17 protein-coding genes are annotated in these 16,771 nt (G+C 64.7%); 3 read left to right on the forward strand and 14 right to left on the reverse strand.

What is annotated here, in order from left to right; all coding sequences use genetic code 11:
• The first annotated feature begins 44 nt into the window (after positions 1 to 44).
• Positions 45 to 866 (forward strand): helix-turn-helix domain-containing protein, encoded by an 822-nt coding sequence (locus IC762_RS20640; protein WP_195784085.1) that lies wholly within the window; start codon positions 45 to 47, stop codon positions 864 to 866.
• Here the strand turns inward: IC762_RS20640 and IC762_RS20645 are convergent.
• The 13 genes from IC762_RS20645 to rpoZ all read right to left on the reverse strand — a co-directional run bounded on the left by IC762_RS20645 (position 857) and on the right by rpoZ (position 14,384).
• The gene (locus IC762_RS20645; RefSeq protein ID WP_246801672.1) at positions 857 to 1,630 is read right to left on the reverse strand and encodes an N-acyl homoserine lactonase family protein; all 774 of its coding nucleotides are present in this window, start codon (positions 1,628 to 1,630) and stop codon (positions 857 to 859) included. The genes IC762_RS20640 and IC762_RS20645 overlap by 10 nt on opposite strands.
• A gap of 65 nt (positions 1,631 to 1,695) precedes the next feature.
• Positions 1,696 to 2,658 (reverse strand): CDF family Co(II)/Ni(II) efflux transporter DmeF, encoded by a 963-nt coding sequence (gene dmeF, locus IC762_RS20650; protein WP_195784087.1) that lies wholly within the window; start codon positions 2,656 to 2,658, stop codon positions 1,696 to 1,698.
• A gap of 24 nt (positions 2,659 to 2,682) precedes the next feature.
• Positions 2,683 to 3,636, reverse strand: a complete 954-nt coding sequence (locus IC762_RS20655) for a cation diffusion facilitator family transporter (protein ID WP_195784088.1) — start codon at positions 3,634 to 3,636, stop codon at positions 2,683 to 2,685.
• A gap of 228 nt (positions 3,637 to 3,864) precedes the next feature.
• Positions 3,865 to 6,129 (reverse strand): DNA topoisomerase IV subunit A, encoded by a 2,265-nt coding sequence (gene parC, locus IC762_RS20660; protein WP_195784089.1) that lies wholly within the window; start codon positions 6,127 to 6,129, stop codon positions 3,865 to 3,867.
• Positions 6,130 to 6,204: 75 nt separating this feature from the next.
• Positions 6,205 to 6,954 (reverse strand): DNA repair protein RecO, encoded by a 750-nt coding sequence (recO, locus tag IC762_RS20665; RefSeq protein ID WP_195784090.1) that lies wholly within the window; start codon positions 6,952 to 6,954, stop codon positions 6,205 to 6,207.
• A gap of 99 nt (positions 6,955 to 7,053) precedes the next feature.
• Positions 7,054 to 7,446, reverse strand: a complete 393-nt coding sequence (locus tag IC762_RS20670) for a hypothetical protein (protein WP_195784091.1) — start codon at positions 7,444 to 7,446, stop codon at positions 7,054 to 7,056.
• A gap of 13 nt (positions 7,447 to 7,459) precedes the next feature.
• A complete protein-coding gene (era, locus tag IC762_RS20675) occupies positions 7,460 to 8,383 on the reverse strand; it encodes a GTPase Era (protein ID WP_195784092.1) in 924 nt (307 codons plus the stop codon).
• Entirely contained in the window at positions 8,376 to 9,197 is an 822-nt protein-coding gene (gene rnc, locus IC762_RS20680; RefSeq protein WP_195784093.1) for a ribonuclease III, read from the reverse strand. The genes era and rnc overlap by 8 nt, the downstream gene beginning before the upstream one ends.
• Positions 9,194 to 9,952, reverse strand: a complete 759-nt coding sequence (lepB, locus tag IC762_RS20685; RefSeq protein ID WP_195784094.1) for a signal peptidase I — start codon at positions 9,950 to 9,952, stop codon at positions 9,194 to 9,196. Before lepB ends, rnc begins: the two co-directional genes overlap by 4 nt.
• Positions 9,953 to 10,240: 288 nt before the next feature.
• Positions 10,241 to 10,657 (reverse strand): holo-ACP synthase, encoded by a 417-nt coding sequence (acpS, locus tag IC762_RS20690; protein WP_195784095.1) that lies wholly within the window; start codon positions 10,655 to 10,657, stop codon positions 10,241 to 10,243.
• On the reverse strand, positions 10,654 to 11,427 hold the full coding sequence (locus IC762_RS20695; protein ID WP_195784096.1) for a pyridoxine 5'-phosphate synthase: 774 nt from the start codon (positions 11,425 to 11,427) through the stop codon (positions 10,654 to 10,656). Before IC762_RS20695 ends, acpS begins: the two co-directional genes overlap by 4 nt.
• 54 nt (positions 11,428 to 11,481) lie before the next feature.
• The gene (locus tag IC762_RS20700; RefSeq protein WP_195784097.1) at positions 11,482 to 13,773 is read right to left on the reverse strand and encodes a RelA/SpoT family protein; all 2,292 of its coding nucleotides are present in this window, start codon (positions 13,771 to 13,773) and stop codon (positions 11,482 to 11,484) included.
• Positions 13,774 to 13,991: 218 nt separating this feature from the next.
• Positions 13,992 to 14,384, reverse strand: a complete 393-nt coding sequence (rpoZ, locus tag IC762_RS20705; RefSeq protein ID WP_195784098.1) for a DNA-directed RNA polymerase subunit omega — start codon at positions 14,382 to 14,384, stop codon at positions 13,992 to 13,994.
• A 359-nt stretch (positions 14,385 to 14,743) separates the two neighbouring features.
• Between rpoZ and IC762_RS20710 the strand changes: the two genes are divergently transcribed.
• On the forward strand, positions 14,744 to 15,388 hold the full coding sequence (locus tag IC762_RS20710) for an NYN domain-containing protein (protein WP_195784099.1): 645 nt from the start codon (positions 14,744 to 14,746) through the stop codon (positions 15,386 to 15,388).
• Entirely contained in the window at positions 15,369 to 16,028 is a 660-nt protein-coding gene (locus tag IC762_RS20715; protein ID WP_195784100.1) for a uracil-DNA glycosylase, read from the forward strand. Before IC762_RS20710 ends, IC762_RS20715 begins: the two co-directional genes overlap by 20 nt.
• 106 nt (positions 16,029 to 16,134) lie before the next feature.
• On the opposite strand, the gene IC762_RS20720 is transcribed toward IC762_RS20715, so the two are convergent.
• Entirely contained in the window at positions 16,135 to 16,710 is a 576-nt protein-coding gene (locus IC762_RS20720; RefSeq protein WP_195784101.1) for a peroxiredoxin, read from the reverse strand.
• Between the last annotated feature and the right edge of the window lie 61 nt (positions 16,711 to 16,771).

Raw genomic sequence — 16,771 nt, forward strand, 5'->3', positions numbered from 1 at the left:
TCTTGCCGACCCGGATCATTCCGGCAACTACCTGGCAGGTACTCATGTTGCAGCAGCGCGATTTCGCGGCGAGCCTGCGCTGGTGGCGCCAGCGCAAGGGCATTTCCCAGCTCGAGCTCGCCTTGCGCGCGGATATCTCGCAGCGCCATCTCAGCTTCCTCGAGCTCGGACGCGCTGCGCCGAGCCGCGACATGGTGATCCGGCTGGCCGCGGCGCTCGACGTGCCGCTGCGGCAGCAAAATGCGCTGCTGGTCGCGGCCGGTTTTGCGCCGGTCTGGCGGCAGACCGATCTCGCCGCGCCCGAGCTCGCCCAGATCCGTCACGCACTCGACTTCATGCTGGCGCAGCAGGAGCCGTATCCCGCGGTCGCGGTCGACCGGCACTGGAATCTGTTGCTGGCGAATTCCGGCGCCGCGCGGCTGGTGGAATTCCTGGTCGGGGCGCTTGCTCCTGGTACTCCCATCAATCTCGCGGACGCGCTGGTCGCCCCCGATGTGCTGCGGCCCTATCTCGCCAACTGGACCGAGGTCGCCGGCTATTTCGTCCGCAGCGTCGAGGCCGATGCGGCCGCCGACGGCACCGCGGCGACGGCGGAATTGCTGCAGCGGCTGCTGGCCTATGACGGCGTCGAGGCCGCACTGGCCGCACCGCTTTCGGAGCCGGCCCCCGGGCCGGTGCTGCCGATGCAATTCCACAAAGGCGACGTCCGGTTGCAGCTGTTCACGACCATCGCGACGCTCGGCATCCCGCAGGACGTGACTTTGCAGGAATTACGGATCGAGAGCTTCTTCCCGCTGGACGAGGAGACCGCCCAGGTCTTCAGAACCTGGGCCGAAGCGCAGCCCGCCGAAGCGGCTCAGTCATAGAACTCCGGCGATAGTTTCAGGCCGTCGCGCTGCGCCTTGTCGTGGTTGATCCAGAGCTGCGCCTTCTCCTTCGTCAGCGTGTCCGCGATCTTCTGCATCGAAGCCAGCGTCTCGTCCTTGCTGAAATTGGCGCTCGGCACCCGCCGATTGTCCCAATTATCCCTGAAATGGGCGGCATCGCCTGAGAGCACGATGGCGCCAGTGTGCGGCAGTTTCACCAGCAGCGATTGGTGACCGGGCGTGTGGCCCGGCGTCGACAGGATGGTGACGCTGCCGTCGCCGAACACGTCGCGGTCACCCTCGAGCTTCGTTACCGGATGCTCGGACTTGAAACGCGGCGCGTTGTTGGTGCCGGGCCAGTCATACTCGGCCTTCTGCACATAAAGCATCGCGGTCGGGAACAGCTCGACATTGCCGATGTGATCGGGATGGGTATGCGAGACCGCGATCGCCTTGATGTCGGACGGCTTCACGCCGAGCTGGTCGAGCTGCGCCGCGAGCGTCTTCGGCCGCCGCCAGGTGATCGCCTTGGGATCGGCGGGCGCAAGGCCGTTCGGCATCGCAGCGACCGCGTCGGGGATGCCGGTGTCCCACAGGAACCAGCCCTGCGCGTGCTTGATCAAATAGCAATTGTCGACGAAGTCCATCGACTTGCCCTCGTTCACGCCGGGCGACCAGCGTGAAATGTCACCTGCAACGCCCTCGCCGCAGTTGAGGATATAGAGCTTCTCGACGCCCGCCGCCTCAGCGTCCGCCCACGGCATCACGCCCGCGACCGCGAGCAACAACGCAAGACCGATGACGTTCTTCATGTGACCTCCGTTGCGCGTCAATGCGCGTGCTCGTGATCCGGACAAGTCTCGACCTCGACCGTGACGTGGCTAAGACCGCGCAGCCCGCCGAGCCGGCGCTTGTAGGTCGCGGGCGGCAGCGGATGATCAGACACGACCGAAATCACGGCGGCGCGATGGCCGGGGCCGACCTGCCACAGATGCAGATCGGTGATGCGGTCGCCCTTGGTCTCGATGCGTTCGCGAATGGTGGTTTGCAGGTGATCGTCGGCGTTGACGTCGAGCAGTACGGCACCGGCGGCGCGGATCAGGCCGTAGGCCCAGCTCGCGATCACGATGCTGCCGATGATGCCGACCAGCGGGTCGGCCCAGACCCAGTTCGCGACCATCGCAACCAGCAGCGCGCCGATCGCCAGCAGCGAGGTCGCAGCGTCGGCGAGCACGTGGACATAGGCGGCGCGCAGATTGTTGTCGTGGCGATGATGGTGATCATCATGGTCATCATGATCGTGGCCGTGCGCATGGCCGTGATGATGGTGGTCATGGTCGGCGCGCAGCAGCCAGGCGCTGGTCAGGTTGACGACGAGGCCGAGCGCCGCAACCGCGATCGCTTCCTGATAGGCAATCGCCACCGGATGCAGCAGCCGGTCGATGCTCTCCCAGGCGACCTGGATGGCGACCATGGCGAGGATGATCGCGCTGGAGAACGCGGCGAGATCGCCGAATTTGCCGGTGCCGAACGAGAAGCGTGCGTTGCGCGCCTGCCGCCGCGCCAGCAGATAGGCCAGCCCCGCGATCCCGAGCGCGGCCGCATGCGTCGCCATGTGCCAGCCGTCGGCCAGGAGCGCCATCGATCCGGACAACCATCCGGCGACGATCTCGCCCGTCATCATCACGGCGGTGAGCGCGACCACGATCCAGGTGCGGCGCTCGTTATGAGCATGTTCGGTGCCGAGGAAGACGTGATCGTGGGTCCATTGGTCGATCGAATGGGAATGCATGGCACGTCTCCGAAGGGGTTTCCGCTAGACCGTTTCCGCCGGCGCCAGCCGGCAGGTGTCGCTGCTGATCTCGACCTGCAAGGTCGCATGATGGATCTGGAACCGGTGCGAGAGCTCCGCACAGACCCCGTGCAGGAAGGCGTCGTCATGGCCGCCCGGCCGCACCAGATGCGCGGTCAGCGCGGTCTCGCTCGTGCTCATCGCCCAGATGTGCAAATCGTGAACCTCGGTGACGCCCGCGATGGTGACAAGATAGTCCCTCACCTCTTTGAGATCGATGCCCTTTGGCACGGCGTCGAGTGCCAGATTCACGCTGTCGCGCGCCAGTTCCCAGCCGCTGATGAGCACGACCACGGCGATGGCGAGGCTGATCGCCGGATCGAGCCACTGCCAGCCGGTCGCCATGATCAGGAGCGCCGCGACGACGACGCCGAACGAGACGCCGGCATCGGCCGCCATGTGCAGATAGGCGCCGCGGACGTTGAGGTCGGAGTCGCGGCCGCGCATGAACAACAGCGCGGTGCCGCCATTGATCAGGATGCCGAGCGCGGCGACCCAGACCACGGTCCAGCTTGCGACCTCGGCCGGCTCGCGAAACCGGTTGACCGCCTCGACGGCGATGCCGCCGACCGCGATCAGGAGCAGCCCGGCATTGAACAGCGCGGCCAGGATCGAGGCCCGGCGATAGCCATAGGTGTGGGTGTCGGTCGGCCGCTTGCCGGCGAGCCACGCCCCGGCCCAGGCCAGCAGCAGCGCGATCACGTCGGAGAGATTGTGGACGGCATCGGAGACCAGCGCCAGCGAGTTGGCGCTATAGCCGAAGACCAGCTCGGCGACGACGAACGCGGTGTTCAGCGAGGCGCCGATCGCAAAGGCAGCGCCGAAACTGTCGGGCGCGTGGCTGTGCCCGGCATGGGAATGCGAGTGAGCGTGAGAATGCGAGTGACCGCTGTGGTCATGGTCGTGATTGTGCGCCATGGCAGCGTTATAGCGCGGTCAAATGTGGATACTATCACACAGCCGCGCGCCGGACGTTTGCAAAAATTCGGAATAATGAAAAAGTACGACTGATTTGCCCGACGCGTCAAGCCGCTTTTTTGAATGCTACCGGCCGCCCGCTCCTTTGCATGGGGTTGTTTTCGACAATTTGAGAGCGCGTGCCCGTAGCCCGGACGGAGCGCAGCGCCATCCGGGCTGCCGATGCGCTTACTCCACGCCGCGGCTGAACTTGTTCGACTTCGGCAGGCCGTGGGCGAGCCGGCCGGCGTCGGCGCGGTTGCCGCGCCAGTCGGCCAGTTCCTTGATGGTCATGGAGTGCTCGCGGCCGGCGGAATCCTTCCAGGTCAGGCCGACCTTAGAGTCGAACACTGCGACGTCGGAGAGCTCAGCGCTGGTGTATTTCTGCAACCGCACGCCGCGGCCGCGCGCCATCTCCGGCACCTGGTCAAGGCCAAAGAGCACCATCTTGTGATTGGTGCCGATGACAGCGACGGTGTCGCCGATCACGGTCGCGATCGCGCGGGCTTCATTGGGCATCTCGACATTGAGCACCTGCTTGCCTTTGCGGGTATTGCCGACGCAATCCTCTTCCTTGACGACGAAGCCCTGGCCTTCGCTGCTCGCGATCAGGAACTTGCGTTCGCCCTTGTTGACGAACAGCGAGATGATCGCGGCGTCCTGCTCGAGGTCGATGAACATGCGGATCGGCTCGCCATGGCCGCGGCCACCCGGCAGTTTCGCCACGTCAAGCGAGTAGAACTTGCCGTTGGTGGCGAACAGCAGCAGCTTCGACGTCGTCTCGGCGAAGAACGAATGCTCGAGCTTGTCGTCGGTCTTGAAGGCCAGGCCCGAGAGATCCTCGACGTGCCCCTTCAAGGTGCGCACCCAGCCCTTCTCGGAGATCACGACGGTGCACGGCTCGCGCTCGACGAAGGCCTCCTCGATCGCGGCGAGATCATGCTCGGGCGCGTCGGCAAAGGTGGTGCGGCGCTTGCCGAGCTCGGTCTTGGGACCGAACATGTCGCGGACCTTGGTGACCTGCTCGCCGACCTTGACCCATTGCTTGGCCTCCGATCCGAGCAGCCCCTCGATGCCCTTCAGCTCCTTGCGCAGCTCGGCATCTTCCTCGCGGATCTTCATTTCCTCGAGCCGGCGCAGATTGCGCAGCCGCATGTTGAGGATCGACTCGGCCTGGATGTCGGAGAGCTTGAAGGTCTTCATCAAGACCGGCTTCGGCTCGTCCTCGGTGCGGATGATCTTGATCACCTTGTCGATGTTCAGATAGGCGATCAGCTGTCCGCCGAGCACCTCGAGCCGGTGCTCGATCTCGCCTTTACGGAAATTGGAGCGGCGGATCAGCACGTCGCGCAGATGGTCGAGCCATTCGCGCAGGCATTCGGCGAGGCCCACGACCTTGGGAATGCGCCCCTTGATCAGCACGTTCAGGTTCAGCGGGATCTTGCTTTCCAGCTCGGTCAACCGGAACAGCGATTCCATCATCAGCGCCGGGTCGACGGCGCGCGACTTCGGTTCGATGACGAGACGGATGTCCTCGGCCGATTCGTCGCGAACATCGCCGACCAGCGGCAATTTCTTCTGGTCGAGCAGCTCGGCGATCTTCTCGACCAGCCGCGACTTCTGCACCAGCCACGGGATCTCGGTGACGACGATGATCCAGGTGCCGCGGGCACCCTCTTCCTGGCTCCAGCGGGCGCGGGTGCGGAACGAGCCGCGACCGGTGGTGTAGGCCTCGATGATCGATTCCTTTGAATCGACGACGATGCCGCCGGTCGGGAAGTCCGGTCCTTTCACCCACTTCAAGAGCGCCTTCGACTTGGCGTCGGGCTTCTCGATCAGATGCAGCGCGGCGTCGCAAAGCTCGGCGGCATTATGTGGCGGGATCGAGGTGGCCATGCCGACCGCGATCCCCTGCGCACCGTTGGCGAGCAGGTTCGGGAAACCGCCGGGCAGCACGATCGGCTCTTTCGACTGGCCGTCGTAATTGGCGCGAAACTCGACGCCGTCCTCGTCGATGCCCTCGAGCAGGAGGCGCGCGACGTCGGTCATGCGCGCTTCGGTGTAGCGGTAGGCAGCCGGGTTGTCGCCGTCGATATTGCCGAAATTGCCCTGGCCGTCGACCAGCGGGTAGCGCGAGGAGAAATCCTGCGCCAGGCGCACCATCGCGTCATAAATCGCCTGGTCGCCGTGCGGATGGAACGAGCCCATCACGTCGCCGACGATCTTGGCGGATTTCTTGAAGGCAGTGCCCGGGTCGAGCCGCAGCAGCCGCATCCCGTACAGGATGCGCCGGTGCACCGGCTTCAGCCCGTCGCGGGCGTCCGGCAAGGCGCGGTGCATGATCGTCGAGAGCGCATAGGCGAGATAGCGCTCCTCGAGCGCATCACGCAGCGGCACCTCGTGGATTTCGGCCGGCTTTTCCGGCGGCTTTGGCGGTTTCGGTCGTTTTACCATGGGGAGAGGCGTTAAACCCTGGCGGTGAATCGGGCAAGCCGCGAATCAGCAGGAATTTAGGCTGTGGATTGCGATCTAGGTCCCGACCGCGCGGGTCCGTCGCCTGGTCACCGCGTTGATAAATCCGTCACGCGCATCGGAATGGCCCTGCCCGCGCGGCTCCAGCACGTGGCGGAGCAGAAACAGGCCGGTGATCGCAAAGCCGGCGCGCAGGTCCTCGTCCGACCAGCTGTTAGAGCCGCCCTCGCCTTCGCGCAGGAAGGCCGGCAATGGCAGCAGGCGATCGGCCCACGGCTCGCCGGCCGCCCGCGACACCGCGCCGCCGGATTTCGGCGACACATAGACCAGGTCGGTGGTCGCCCCTGTCGCGGCGCAGTTTCCGAGATCGAGGCCGAAGCCGAGCTCGGTCAGCATCGCGAGCTCGAACCGGATCAAATGCACGGCGGCAACGCCGGCGTCCTCGAAATCATCCAGCGTCCCCTGCAGCATCTCGTAGATGTCTTCATGCGGGTCGCGCTCGGGCAACAGCCGCGCGAGCGCGGCGAGATGGGTGACGCCATAGACCGCATGCGACGCGCCGAGCAAGCTGGCCGCGCGCAGCCGCGTGCCTTCCACCGTGTACATGCCGAGATGCTCGTCGAGCCGCGCGCGCCATACCGCCGTGACGTCATTGCCGGGCTGCAGGATCGGCCGCATCCGCGAGCTGGCGCCGCCGCGCACCAGGCCGAGATGGCGGCCATGCTCGCGGGTCAAGAGCTCGACGATGGCGGAAGATTCGCCATGCCGTCGCACGCCCAGAACGATGCCTTCGTCGGTCCATTCCATGGCGGAGAACGTATCACCGTAGGGCGGATTAGCGCAGCGTAATCCGCCGATATATCCCCGAGACGTGAGATGGCGGGTTACGCCTTCAGCTAACCCGCCCTACGCGTTGAACCAGCCCTGCGCATCGCCGGTGAAGGAGAAATACAGCCCGGCCGAGGTCAGGATGCACGACACCACCTCGATGCCGCTGTCGAGCTCGACGCCGCGCTCCCCGATCACCTGCAGCAGCGAGATCACCGAGAGCGCCAATGCAGCAACCAGCGCCCAGCGCGGCCAGTTCTTGTGGTGCTGGGCCGCAAGCCAGACGAAATACATCAGCAGCAGGATCATGCCGCCCGCCATCAGGGTGGCCACCATGATCATCTGCTCGGTCATCTCGCCGGTCGGCGTGCGGTCCTGGAACGCCACCGACAACGCATCCAGCGTCAGCGAGAGATAAAGCAGCACCTCAAACCACAGCACGTTCTCGGGCACATTCTTGGGCACGTTCATCGCAACGCCAGCTCTATTCCTTGGGGAATTCCAGACCCATTTCCCGGTAGCGGTCCGGATCGTCGCCCCAGTTCTCGCGCACCTTGACGAACAGGAACAGATGCACCGGCACCTCCATGATCTCGGCGATCTCCTTGCGCGCCTGCGCGCCGATCGACTTGATGGTGGCGCCGCCCTTGCCGAGCACGATCTTGCGCTGGCTCTCGCGCTCGACAAAGATCGTCTGCTCGATCCGGATCGAGCCGTCCTTGCGGTCGGTCCAGCTGTCGGTCTCGACCGTCGACTGGTAGGGCAATTCCTGATGCAGATGGCTGTAGATCTTCTCGCGGGTGATCTCGGCCGCCAGATGCCGCATCGGCGCATCCGACATCTGATCCTCGGGATAGAGGAACGGTCCCTCCGGCACCAGTTTTGCGAGTGTCTGGCGCAAATCGGCGACGCCGTCGCCCGACAGCGCTGAAATCATGAAGGTCTGCTCGAAGCGGATCCGCTCGTTGGCGGCCTGCGCCAGTGCCAGCAGCTTTTCGCGCTGGACGAGGTCGACCTTGTTGAGCACCAGGATTTTCGGATGCGCGACGGTCTCGAGCTTGCTCAGAATCGCATTGGCTTCCTCGTCGATGCCCGCCTTGGCGTCGAGCAGCACGCAAACGAGGTCGGCATCGTGGGCGCCGCTCCATGCGGTCGACACCATGGCGCGGTCGAGCCTTCGCCTCGGTGCGAAAATGCCGGGCGTATCGACCAGGATGATCTGGGCGTTGCCCTCGATCGCGATGCCGCGGATCAGCGCGCGCGTGGTCTGCACCTTGCGCGAGACGATCGTGACCTTGGAGCCGACCAGCGCGTTGACCAGCGTCGACTTGCCGACATTGGGGGCGCCGATCAGCGCGACGAAGCCGCAGCGCGTTGCGGTGGGCTCGGCTTTGGCCTCGTCAGTCATTGGTGCCGACGCCCTCACGCTCGATCATCACGGATGCCGCAGCCTTCTCGGCCGCGCGCTTGTTGCCGCCGAGCCCCTCGGCGGAGGCCAGTCCCGGCAGGTCGACGGCGACGCGGAACTGCGGATCGTGGTGCGGGCCGGTGCGCTCGACCTCGCGATAGACCGGCGTCGGCAATCCTTTGCCCTGCGCCCATTCCTGCAGCACGGTCTTGGGATCGCGCAACGGACGGCGCGGCTTGTTCATCCGTTCGGTCCAGTTGCGCTCGACGAACTGGCGCGCGGCCTCATGGCCGCCGTCGAGAAAGATCGCGCCGATCACCGCCTCGCAGATGTCGCCGAGCACGGATTTGCGCAACCGCGCGCCCTCGACCGCCTTCACCGCGCCGAGCTTGATGTCGTCGACCAGCCCGAGCGATTTGGCGACGTCGGCGCAGCTCTCCTTGCGCACGAGGTCGGCGAGCCGCTTCGACAGCTCGCCCTCATCGGCCTTCGGAAAGGCCCGGAACAGCATGTCGGAGACGATCAGCCCGAGCACGTGGTCGCCGAGGAATTCAAGCCGCTGGTAGCTGTCGGCGCGGTTGCGGGTGGCGGGCTTCAGCGCGGAGACGTGGGTGAACGCGGTGGTCAGCAGCGCGGGATCGGCGAACGTATAGCCGATGCGTCCCTCGGTGCCGGCGATCGCAGCCTTTGCTTCCGCGGCCTTGACGGCCTTGCTGCGTCGCTTTTTCGGCGCAGCCGGGCCTTCGGCCGCGGGCATCTGGCTCGGCTCGCCGGGAGGGGCAGGATCCTTGATGGCTCGCGTCTCGTCGGTCATCGCACGATGGAGAATATGCGATTCCACCGCACGGCGGTGGGCCAGCGCCAGAACATCCAGGCCTGTTCACCCTCGGCGATCGAGAAGAAAATCATCTGGGCCCGGCCGACGATGTTCTCGAACGGCACGTAGCCGACCGCCGACAGCACCCGGCTGTCGGTCGAATTATCGCGGTTGTCCCCCATCATGAAGAAGTTGCCTTCGGGCACGGTGTAGACGTTGGTGTTGTCGTAAAAGCCGTTGTCGACGCAATCGAGCGTCTCATAGCTGACGCCGTTCGGCAGCGTCTCCTTCCAGCGCTTGACGCGCGCGGTGGCATCCGAGCCGCACGGGTCCTCCCCGACGAAATCGCTCAGCCTCTCGCGCTTGACCGGCGTGTCGTTGATGTAGAGCAGCCCCTCCTTCATCTGGATGCGGTCGCCCGGCAGGCCGATCACGCGCTTGATGTAGTCGGTGGTGTCGTCCTTGGGCAGCCGGAACACGACGATGTCGCCGCGATTCGGGTTGGAGCCGAAGATCCGCCCCGAGAACAACGGCGGCGACAGCGGGATCGAGTAATGGCTGTAGCCGTAGGAGTATTTGGAGACGAACAGATAGTCGCCGACCAGTAGCGTCGCCTTCATCGATCCCGAGGGGATGTTGAACGGCTGGAACAGGAAGGTGCGGATGACGAGCGCGATCAGCAGAGCGTGGATGACGACGCGGATGGTCTCGCCCAAGCCGCTCTCAGATTTGGTCCCGGTGGTCGCGCTCATTGCTTTCCCAATTCCCGTGAGCCAGACGCCCACGCGGTGACAGAACGTTCTCTCCACGCCAAAGCGCACGGACGCTGGCGTGAGGAAAATGGCCTTGATTCTGATCTTGAGGGCAAATTCCGGCGCAAACCCGAATCCGCGTCTCGCTCGATGTCCTAACCCTGCGGCGTTTTAGACGGTTGTTCGCAGGGGCGCAATCAATGGCCGCGTAAAATCTTCGCAATCCATTGAAATAACTCGGATATTTTAGTTTTCTGAAGTTTTCTGGCGATTCTCGCGCCCGCCGGTCTATTTGGCCGGAATGACGGCCGAAATGATGACGAAGGCCTGCGCCAACGGCCAATCATCCGTGATCGACAGGTCGATCCGGGCTTCCATGCCCTCAGGCGTCAATTCCCTGAGCCGCGCCAGCGCCCCGCCGGTCAATTGCATGGTCGGCCGCCCGCCCGGCAGGTTGACCACACCCATGTCCTTCCACCACACCCCGCGCCGGATACCGGTGCCGAGCGCCTTGGAGCAGGCCTCCTTGGCCGCAAAACGCTTGGCATAGGTCGCCACCACCATCTTCTCGTTGTTGGCGCGGCGCATCGCCTTGGCGCGCTCGGCGTCGGTGAAGACGCGCTCCAGGAACCGCTCGCCGTGGCGACCGATCACCTTGGCGACCCGGGTGATGTCGATCAGGTCGGAGCCGATGCCGATGATCATGCGCGGCCCAGGCCTTCAGCCTTGGCGCGACCGCGCTCCATCGCCGCGCGCATCGCACGCACGGTCTCGGCGATGCCGACGAACAGCGCCTCGCCCATCATGAAGTAGCCGATATTGAGCTCGCGGATATCCGGCAGCGCGGAGATCACCTCAGCGGTCTCGTAGTCGAGGCCGTGGCCGGCATGAACCTCGAGACCCGCGGCATGCGCGAGCTTCGTGCCCTCGACAATGCGCGTCCATTCGGCGTCGGCCTTGTCCTTGTGGCTGTCGACCACGGCATCGCACCAGCCGCCGGTGTGAAGCTCGATCACCGGCGCCTTGAGCTTGGCGGCCATCTCGATCTGCCTGGGATCGGCGGCGATGAACAGCGACACCCTGATGCCGGCATCGCTCAGCTTCGCGATGAACGGCGCCAGCGCATTGTGCTGGCCGACGACGTCGAGGCCGCCTTCGGTGGTGAGCTCCTGGCGCCGCTCCGGCACCAGGCAGACCGCGTGCGGCTTGGTCTTGAGCGAGATCCGCAGCATGTCGTCGGTCGCCGCCATCTCGAAATTCAGGGGCTTCGAGATCTCGGCCTTCAGCCGCGCCATGTCCTCGTCACGGATATGGCGGCGATCCTCGCGCAGATGCGCGGTGATGCCGTCGGCCCCCGCCGCGATCGCGGCCAGCGCCAGCCGCACCGGATCGGGCCGCGCCCCGCCGCGCGCATTGCGCAGGGTCGCGACATGATCGACATTGACGCCGAGGCGCAGCGGAGCAGCTTTTGGCATTTTCATTTCTCTTGAAGACTGAATTGCCGGCTCAAGCCCGGCAACGACAAAAGTTCACCCATTGACGCGCTCGACCCGTGCGACCACGGCCTTGGCGCGCAACTGCGCGATGATAGCGCTGAGATGCTTGAGGTCATAGACCTCGAGATCGATGGTCAGCTCGGTGAAATCGGGCGACTGGCGCGACATGTGGATGTTGTCGATATTGCCGTCGTGCTCGGCGATCACGGTGGCGATCTGCGCAAGGCTGCCGGGCTCGTTGACATTGTGGACCAGGATGCGCGCCGGGAAGCGCTGCGGCATGGTCTCGTCGATGTCCCAGCGCACGTCGAGCCAGCGCTCCGGCTCTTCCTCGAAATCCTTCAGCGCCGGCGACTGGATCGGATAGATCGTGATGCCCTCGCCCGGCGTCACGATGCCGACGATGCGATCGCCGGGCACCGCGCCGCCGTTCGGCGCGAACTTCACTGGCAGGTCGGAATTGATGCCGCGCACCGGGATCACCGAAGCGGCACGCGCCGGGTGCGGCGTCGCCTGCGTCTTCAGCTTGGCGACGAGCCCCTTCTTGGCGCCATAGCGCACCAGCCGCTCTTCCTTGTAGTCGGGATACATCGCGCGCGCGACGTCGGAGGCCTTGATCTCGCCGCGCCCGACCGACGCCATCACATCTTCGATCGAGGTGCGCGCCAGCCGCGGCAGCGCGCCCTTCAGCTTGTCGTCGGCATATTCGATCTTGGCGCGGGCAAACAGGCGGTCGACGATGCGGCGGCCGAGGCCGGCATATTGGTCGCGCACGGCGTCGCGGGTGGCGCGCCGGATCGCCGCGCGCGCCTTGCCGGTGACGGCGAGGACCTCCCATGCCGAGGGCGGCGCCGATTGCGCCTTGGAGGTGATGACCTCGACCTCGTCACCGTTCTGCAGCTCGGACGACAGCGGCGCGAACTTGCCGTTGATCTTGCAGCCGACTGCGCTGTGGCCGACGGCGGTGTGCACCGCATAGGCGAAGTCGATCACATTGGCCTTGCGCGGCAGCGCGATCAGCTTGCCCTTCGGCGTGAAGCAGAACACCTGGTCGTGGAACAGCTCGAGCTTGGTGTGCTCGAGAAATTCTTCCGGGTTGGCGCTCTCCGAGAGGATGCCGATGGTGTGGCGCAGCCAGGCGAAGGCGTTGGATTCGTGCTTCAACCGCTCGTTCGGCGAGCCCATGCCTTCCTTGTAGAACGCGTGCGCCGCGATGCCGAACTCGGCGATCTGGTTCATCTCCTCGGTGCGGATCTGCAGCTCGACGCGCTGCTTGCCCGGTCCAATCACGGTGGTGTGGATCGAACGGTAGTCGTTCTGTTTCGGCGTCGAGATGTAGTCCTTGAAGCGGCCCGGCACCACCGGCCAGGTGGTGTGCACGATGCCCAATGCACGGTAGCATGCACCGACATCGTCGAGGACGATGCGGAAGCCGTAGATGTCGGACAGCTGCTCGAAGCCGACCGATTTGCGCTCCATCTTGGTCCAGATCGAAAAAGGCTGCTTGCGGCGGCCGAACACCCGCGCCGTGATGCCGTTCTTCTGCAAGTTCTTCGAGAGTTGGGTTTCGATCTCGCCGATCAGATTGCGGTTGCGGTCGGCCAGCGCATCGAGGCGCTGCTTGACCACCGCATAGGCCTCCGGATCGAGCACGAAGAACGAGAGGTCCTCGAGCTCCTCGCGCATTTCCTGCATGCCCATGCGGCCGGCGAGCGGCGCATAGATGTCGAGCGTCTCGTCGGCGATGCGGCGGCGCGACGCCGGCGGCATGAACTCCATGGTCCGCATGTTGTGCAGGCGGTCGGCGAGCTTGATCAGGAGCACGCGGACGTCGTCGGCGATCGCCAGCAGCAGCTTGCGTAAATTCTCGGCCTGCTTGGCCTCGCGCGACACCAGCTCCAGCCGCTTCAGCTTGGTCAGGCCCTCGACCAGCGCGCCGATCTCGTGGCCGAAGACGTTGTCGATCTCGGCCCGCGTCGCCTCGGTATCCTCGATCGTGTCGTGCAGCAGGGCCGCGACGATCGTGGCGTCGTCGAGCTTGAGGTTGGTGAGGATCGCGGCGACCTCGAGCGGATGCGAGAAATAGGGATCGCCGGACGCGCGCGTCTGGGTGCCGTGCGCCTTCATCGCGTAGACGTAGGCGCGATTGAGCAGGTCTTCGTTGGTGTCGGGGTTATAGGAGCGCACGCGCTCGACGAGGTCATATTGTCGCATCATTCGCGCCCGCGGCCGCGCCGGCTTCTCACCGGTGGACGAGGCCGGTGCCACCGCGACCGTCTCGGTCGCAGCCTGCATCTGGCTGGAGCTGCGGCGTCGATACGCCATGGACTAGATGCCTCTCACGGGGCCGAACGGCCCTCCCTTTCTCAATCTAGTGTGCTTTCCAATCAAGCAGCACCCCGCGCGGGAGCCGGAAACGTTCAATTTCCCGCGTCCCCATAGGACGCATCGTAACTGCAAAATTGTCAACAAAAGCAAAGGCCCGGAGCGATGTCCGGGCCTTCTGGCAAATCTGTCCGAAATGATGAGCTGGGAAGCGAGGCTTACTCGTCTTCCTCGGGCTGCTCCTCCGGGGGCGCCAGCCCCTCAAGGCCCTTCAGCAGCTCTTCCTCGGTCATCCGCTCGGGCGCGACCTCGGTGTCGTCGGCATCGACGCTGGCGCCGGCGGAACCGATCAGCGGCACCGTGTCCGGCTCGGGCTCGTCGACCTCGACGAACTTCTGCAGCGAGTGCACCAGTTCCTCGCGCAGATCTTCCGGCGAGATCGTGGAGTCGGCAATCTCCCGCAACGAAACGACCGGATTCTTGTCGTTGTCGCGATCAACCGTGAGTTGAGAGCCAGACGAGATCATCCGGGCGCGATGTGCTGCGAGCAGGACGAGGTCGAAACGATTATCGACCTTATCAATGCAATCTTCGACGGTGACGCGAGCCATCTCGAGGCGCTCCGTGGTAAAAGGGACCGAACATGTTGGTTATGAGGGTTAGTTATAGGGCTGGCACCCGTTTCGCAAGGCAAAATTTGTGATTTGCCTTCCGAACAGGCTCTGATAACCCGGTGCGCCGGGGCCAGAATGGCCGGAGCGTCTGGCTATACTGGCCTGGTTGCCGCGTCAGACAAGTAAATCTCTCATTGCAATGTCAAAAGTCTAGGCTTTTTGCCCTCGCCTCACCATAATTGCGTTGGTGACTGTCGTGGGGAAGATTCACCGAACTTTAGACAGCAACGCAGAAAATTGCGCGCGGTCGGTTGCCGCTGCGCTAAGAACACTAACAACCACGCGAGAACCCTTTGATGTCGTCACCTGTTTCCAACAAGATCGCGCTCTTCATCGACGGAGCCAATCTTTACGCAACCGCAAAGACGCTGGGCTTCGACATCGACTACAAGCGCCTTCTCAAGGAATTCCAGGGCCGCGGCACGCTGCTGCGCGCGTTCTACTACACGGCGATCATCGAGGATCAGGAGTACTCGTCGATCCGTCCGCTGATCGACTGGCTCGACTACAACGGCTACACCGTCGTCACCAAGGCCACCAAGGAATTCATCGACGCCAGCGGCCGCCGCAAGGTGAAGGGCAACATGGATATCGAGCTTGCCGTCGATGCCATGGAACTGGCTGAGCATATCGACCAGATGATCCTGTTCTCCGGCGACGGTGACTTCCGCTCGCTGGTGGAAGCCGTGCAGCGCCGCGGCGTCCGCGTCACCGTGATCTCCACCATCGCCAGCCAGCCGCCGATGATCGCCGACGAACTGCGCCGCCAGGCCGATGTCTTCACCGACCTCGTCGAGCTGCAATCCAAGCTCGGCCGCGATCCTTCCGAGCGTCCGGCGCCGCGCGAGCCGCGTGAACCGCGGCACCACTCGCCGCAATTCCTGCAGCGCGCGCCCACCACCGTGGCGTCCCGGGCCGCCGATGACGATTTCGACGAGTAATCTCGTCACCGCCGCCACCCGTCCCGACAGCAACTGTCAGCTCTGTCCAAGGCTGGCCGAGTTTCGTGCGCAGACCCGCGCGCGCCAGCCGGACTGGTTCAACGCGCCGGTGGAGTCGTTCGGCGATCCGAACGCGCGGCTGCTGATCGTCGGCCTTGCGCCTGGCATGCAAGGCGCCAACCGCACCGGCCGTCCCTTCACCGGCGATTACGCCGGTGATTTGCTGTATGCGACGTTGCTCGAATATGGCTTCGCCAGCGGCGTCTATCAGGCACGGCCGGACGACGGCCTCAAGCTGGTCGACAGCCGGATCAGCAATGCGGTGCGCTGCGTGCCGCCGCAGAACAAGCCGCTGCCGGCCGAGATCAACACCTGCCGGCAGTTTCTCAGTGCAACGATCGCCGCAATGCCGAAGGTACGCGCGATCGTGCTGCTCGGTCGCATCGCCCACGAATCAACATTGAAGGCATTGGGGCATCGCCTGGCTGCCGCGCCCTTTAAGCACGGTGCCGTGCATAGCGTCGACAAATACAGGCTCTACGACAGCTATCACTGCTCGCGCTACAACACGAATACGGGCGTGCTGACGACCGACATGTTCCGCGCGGTGTTCGCGCATGTACGGAAGGATCTCGGTTAGTGTCGTAGGGTGGGCAAAGGAGCGTAAGCGACGTGCCCACCCTCCGCATTGTGCTCGTGATGGTGGGCACGCTTCGCTTTGCCCACCCTACGACCTACCACGCCCGCTATCTTTGGTTGTCCCTCAGCCACGCCAGGACATCGCCTGCGTTCCGGTCGGGCGGGAACACCGGATAGAACACATGCGTGATGCGCCCGTCGTCGATGATCAGCGCGAGCCGCTTGATCAGCGTCAGCCCCGCGACCGACATCGTCGGCAGCTGCAACGCCTGCGTCAGCTGAAGCTCCTCGTCCGACAGCACCGGGAACGGCAGATGCAGCCGTGAGGCCATCTCGGTCTGGTATGCATTGCTCTGGGTCGACAGGCCGAACACGTTGGCCGCACCCGCCCCCTTCAGCTCGGCGAACAGGTCGCGGAACGCGCAGGTCTGCGGCGTGCAGCCGCGTGCGCCGGGGATCATGTCCCAGTCCTCGACCAGCCCGATCTTGCCGGGCTCGCCGGTTCGGGGATAGCCGAACACCACCGTGCGCCCTGCCAGCGCCGACAGCATCACCGAGGTGTCGTTGGTGGCGCGCAGGCTGACCGGCGGGAGCGGCAGACCGGCCAGATGCGCTGCGGCGCCATCGTCTTGCGGCGCCGGGATCTTGCTCCAGTCGACGTCAGTCAGGCTCGATTGAGTCATGTCGTGCTCCGGTGCCGTAGGATGGGTGGAGCGAAGCGATACCCATCGGATCTTGCGCGTG

The organism is Bradyrhizobium genosp. L (assembly GCF_015624485.1).
Lineage (GTDB): Bacteria > Pseudomonadota > Alphaproteobacteria > Rhizobiales > Xanthobacteraceae > Bradyrhizobium.

What these genes read in the sequence shown, in the direction of transcription:
- parC (WP_195784089.1), bottom strand. Translation starts at nt 6,129, where the DNA reads ATGGTAAAACGACCGAAACCGCCAAAGCCGCCGGAAAAGCCGGCCGAA.
- IC762_RS20700 (WP_195784097.1), bottom strand. Translation starts at nt 13,773, where the DNA reads ATGGCGTATCGACGCCGCAGCTCCAGCCAGATGCAGGCTGCGACCGAG.
- IC762_RS20715 (WP_195784100.1), top strand. Translation starts at nt 15,369, where the DNA reads ATGACGATTTCGACGAGTAATCTCGTCACCGCCGCCACCCGTCCCGAC.
- lepB (WP_195784094.1), bottom strand. Translation starts at nt 9,952, where the DNA reads ATGAGCGCGACCACCGGGACCAAATCTGAGAGCGGCTTGGGCGAGACC.
- recO (WP_195784090.1), bottom strand. Translation starts at nt 6,954, where the DNA reads ATGGAATGGACCGACGAAGGCATCGTTCTGGGCGTGCGACGGCATGGC.
- rnc (WP_195784093.1), bottom strand. Translation starts at nt 9,197, where the DNA reads ATGACCGACGAGACGCGAGCCATCAAGGATCCTGCCCCTCCCGGCGAG.
- rpoZ (WP_195784098.1), bottom strand. Translation starts at nt 14,384, where the DNA reads ATGGCTCGCGTCACCGTCGAAGATTGCATTGATAAGGTCGATAATCGT.
- IC762_RS20655 (WP_195784088.1), bottom strand. Translation starts at nt 3,636, where the DNA reads ATGGCGCACAATCACGACCATGACCACAGCGGTCACTCGCATTCTCAC.
- era (WP_195784092.1), bottom strand. Translation starts at nt 8,383, where the DNA reads ATGACTGACGAGGCCAAAGCCGAGCCCACCGCAACGCGCTGCGGCTTC.
- IC762_RS20710 (WP_195784099.1), top strand. Translation starts at nt 14,744, where the DNA reads ATGTCGTCACCTGTTTCCAACAAGATCGCGCTCTTCATCGACGGAGCC.
- IC762_RS20645 (WP_246801672.1), bottom strand. Translation starts at nt 1,630, where the DNA reads ATGCCGTGGGCGGACGCTGAGGCGGCGGGCGTCGAGAAGCTCTATATC.
- IC762_RS20720 (WP_195784101.1), bottom strand. Translation starts at nt 16,710, where the DNA reads ATGACTCAATCGAGCCTGACTGACGTCGACTGGAGCAAGATCCCGGCG.
- acpS (WP_195784095.1), bottom strand. Translation starts at nt 10,657, where the DNA reads ATGATCATCGGCATCGGCTCCGACCTGATCGACATCACCCGGGTCGCC.
- dmeF (WP_195784087.1), bottom strand. Translation starts at nt 2,658, where the DNA reads ATGCATTCCCATTCGATCGACCAATGGACCCACGATCACGTCTTCCTC.
- IC762_RS20670 (WP_195784091.1), bottom strand. Translation starts at nt 7,446, where the DNA reads ATGAACGTGCCCAAGAATGTGCCCGAGAACGTGCTGTGGTTTGAGGTG.
- IC762_RS20640 (WP_195784085.1), top strand. Translation starts at nt 45, where the DNA reads ATGTTGCAGCAGCGCGATTTCGCGGCGAGCCTGCGCTGGTGGCGCCAG.
- IC762_RS20695 (WP_195784096.1), bottom strand. Translation starts at nt 11,427, where the DNA reads ATGCCAAAAGCTGCTCCGCTGCGCCTCGGCGTCAATGTCGATCATGTC.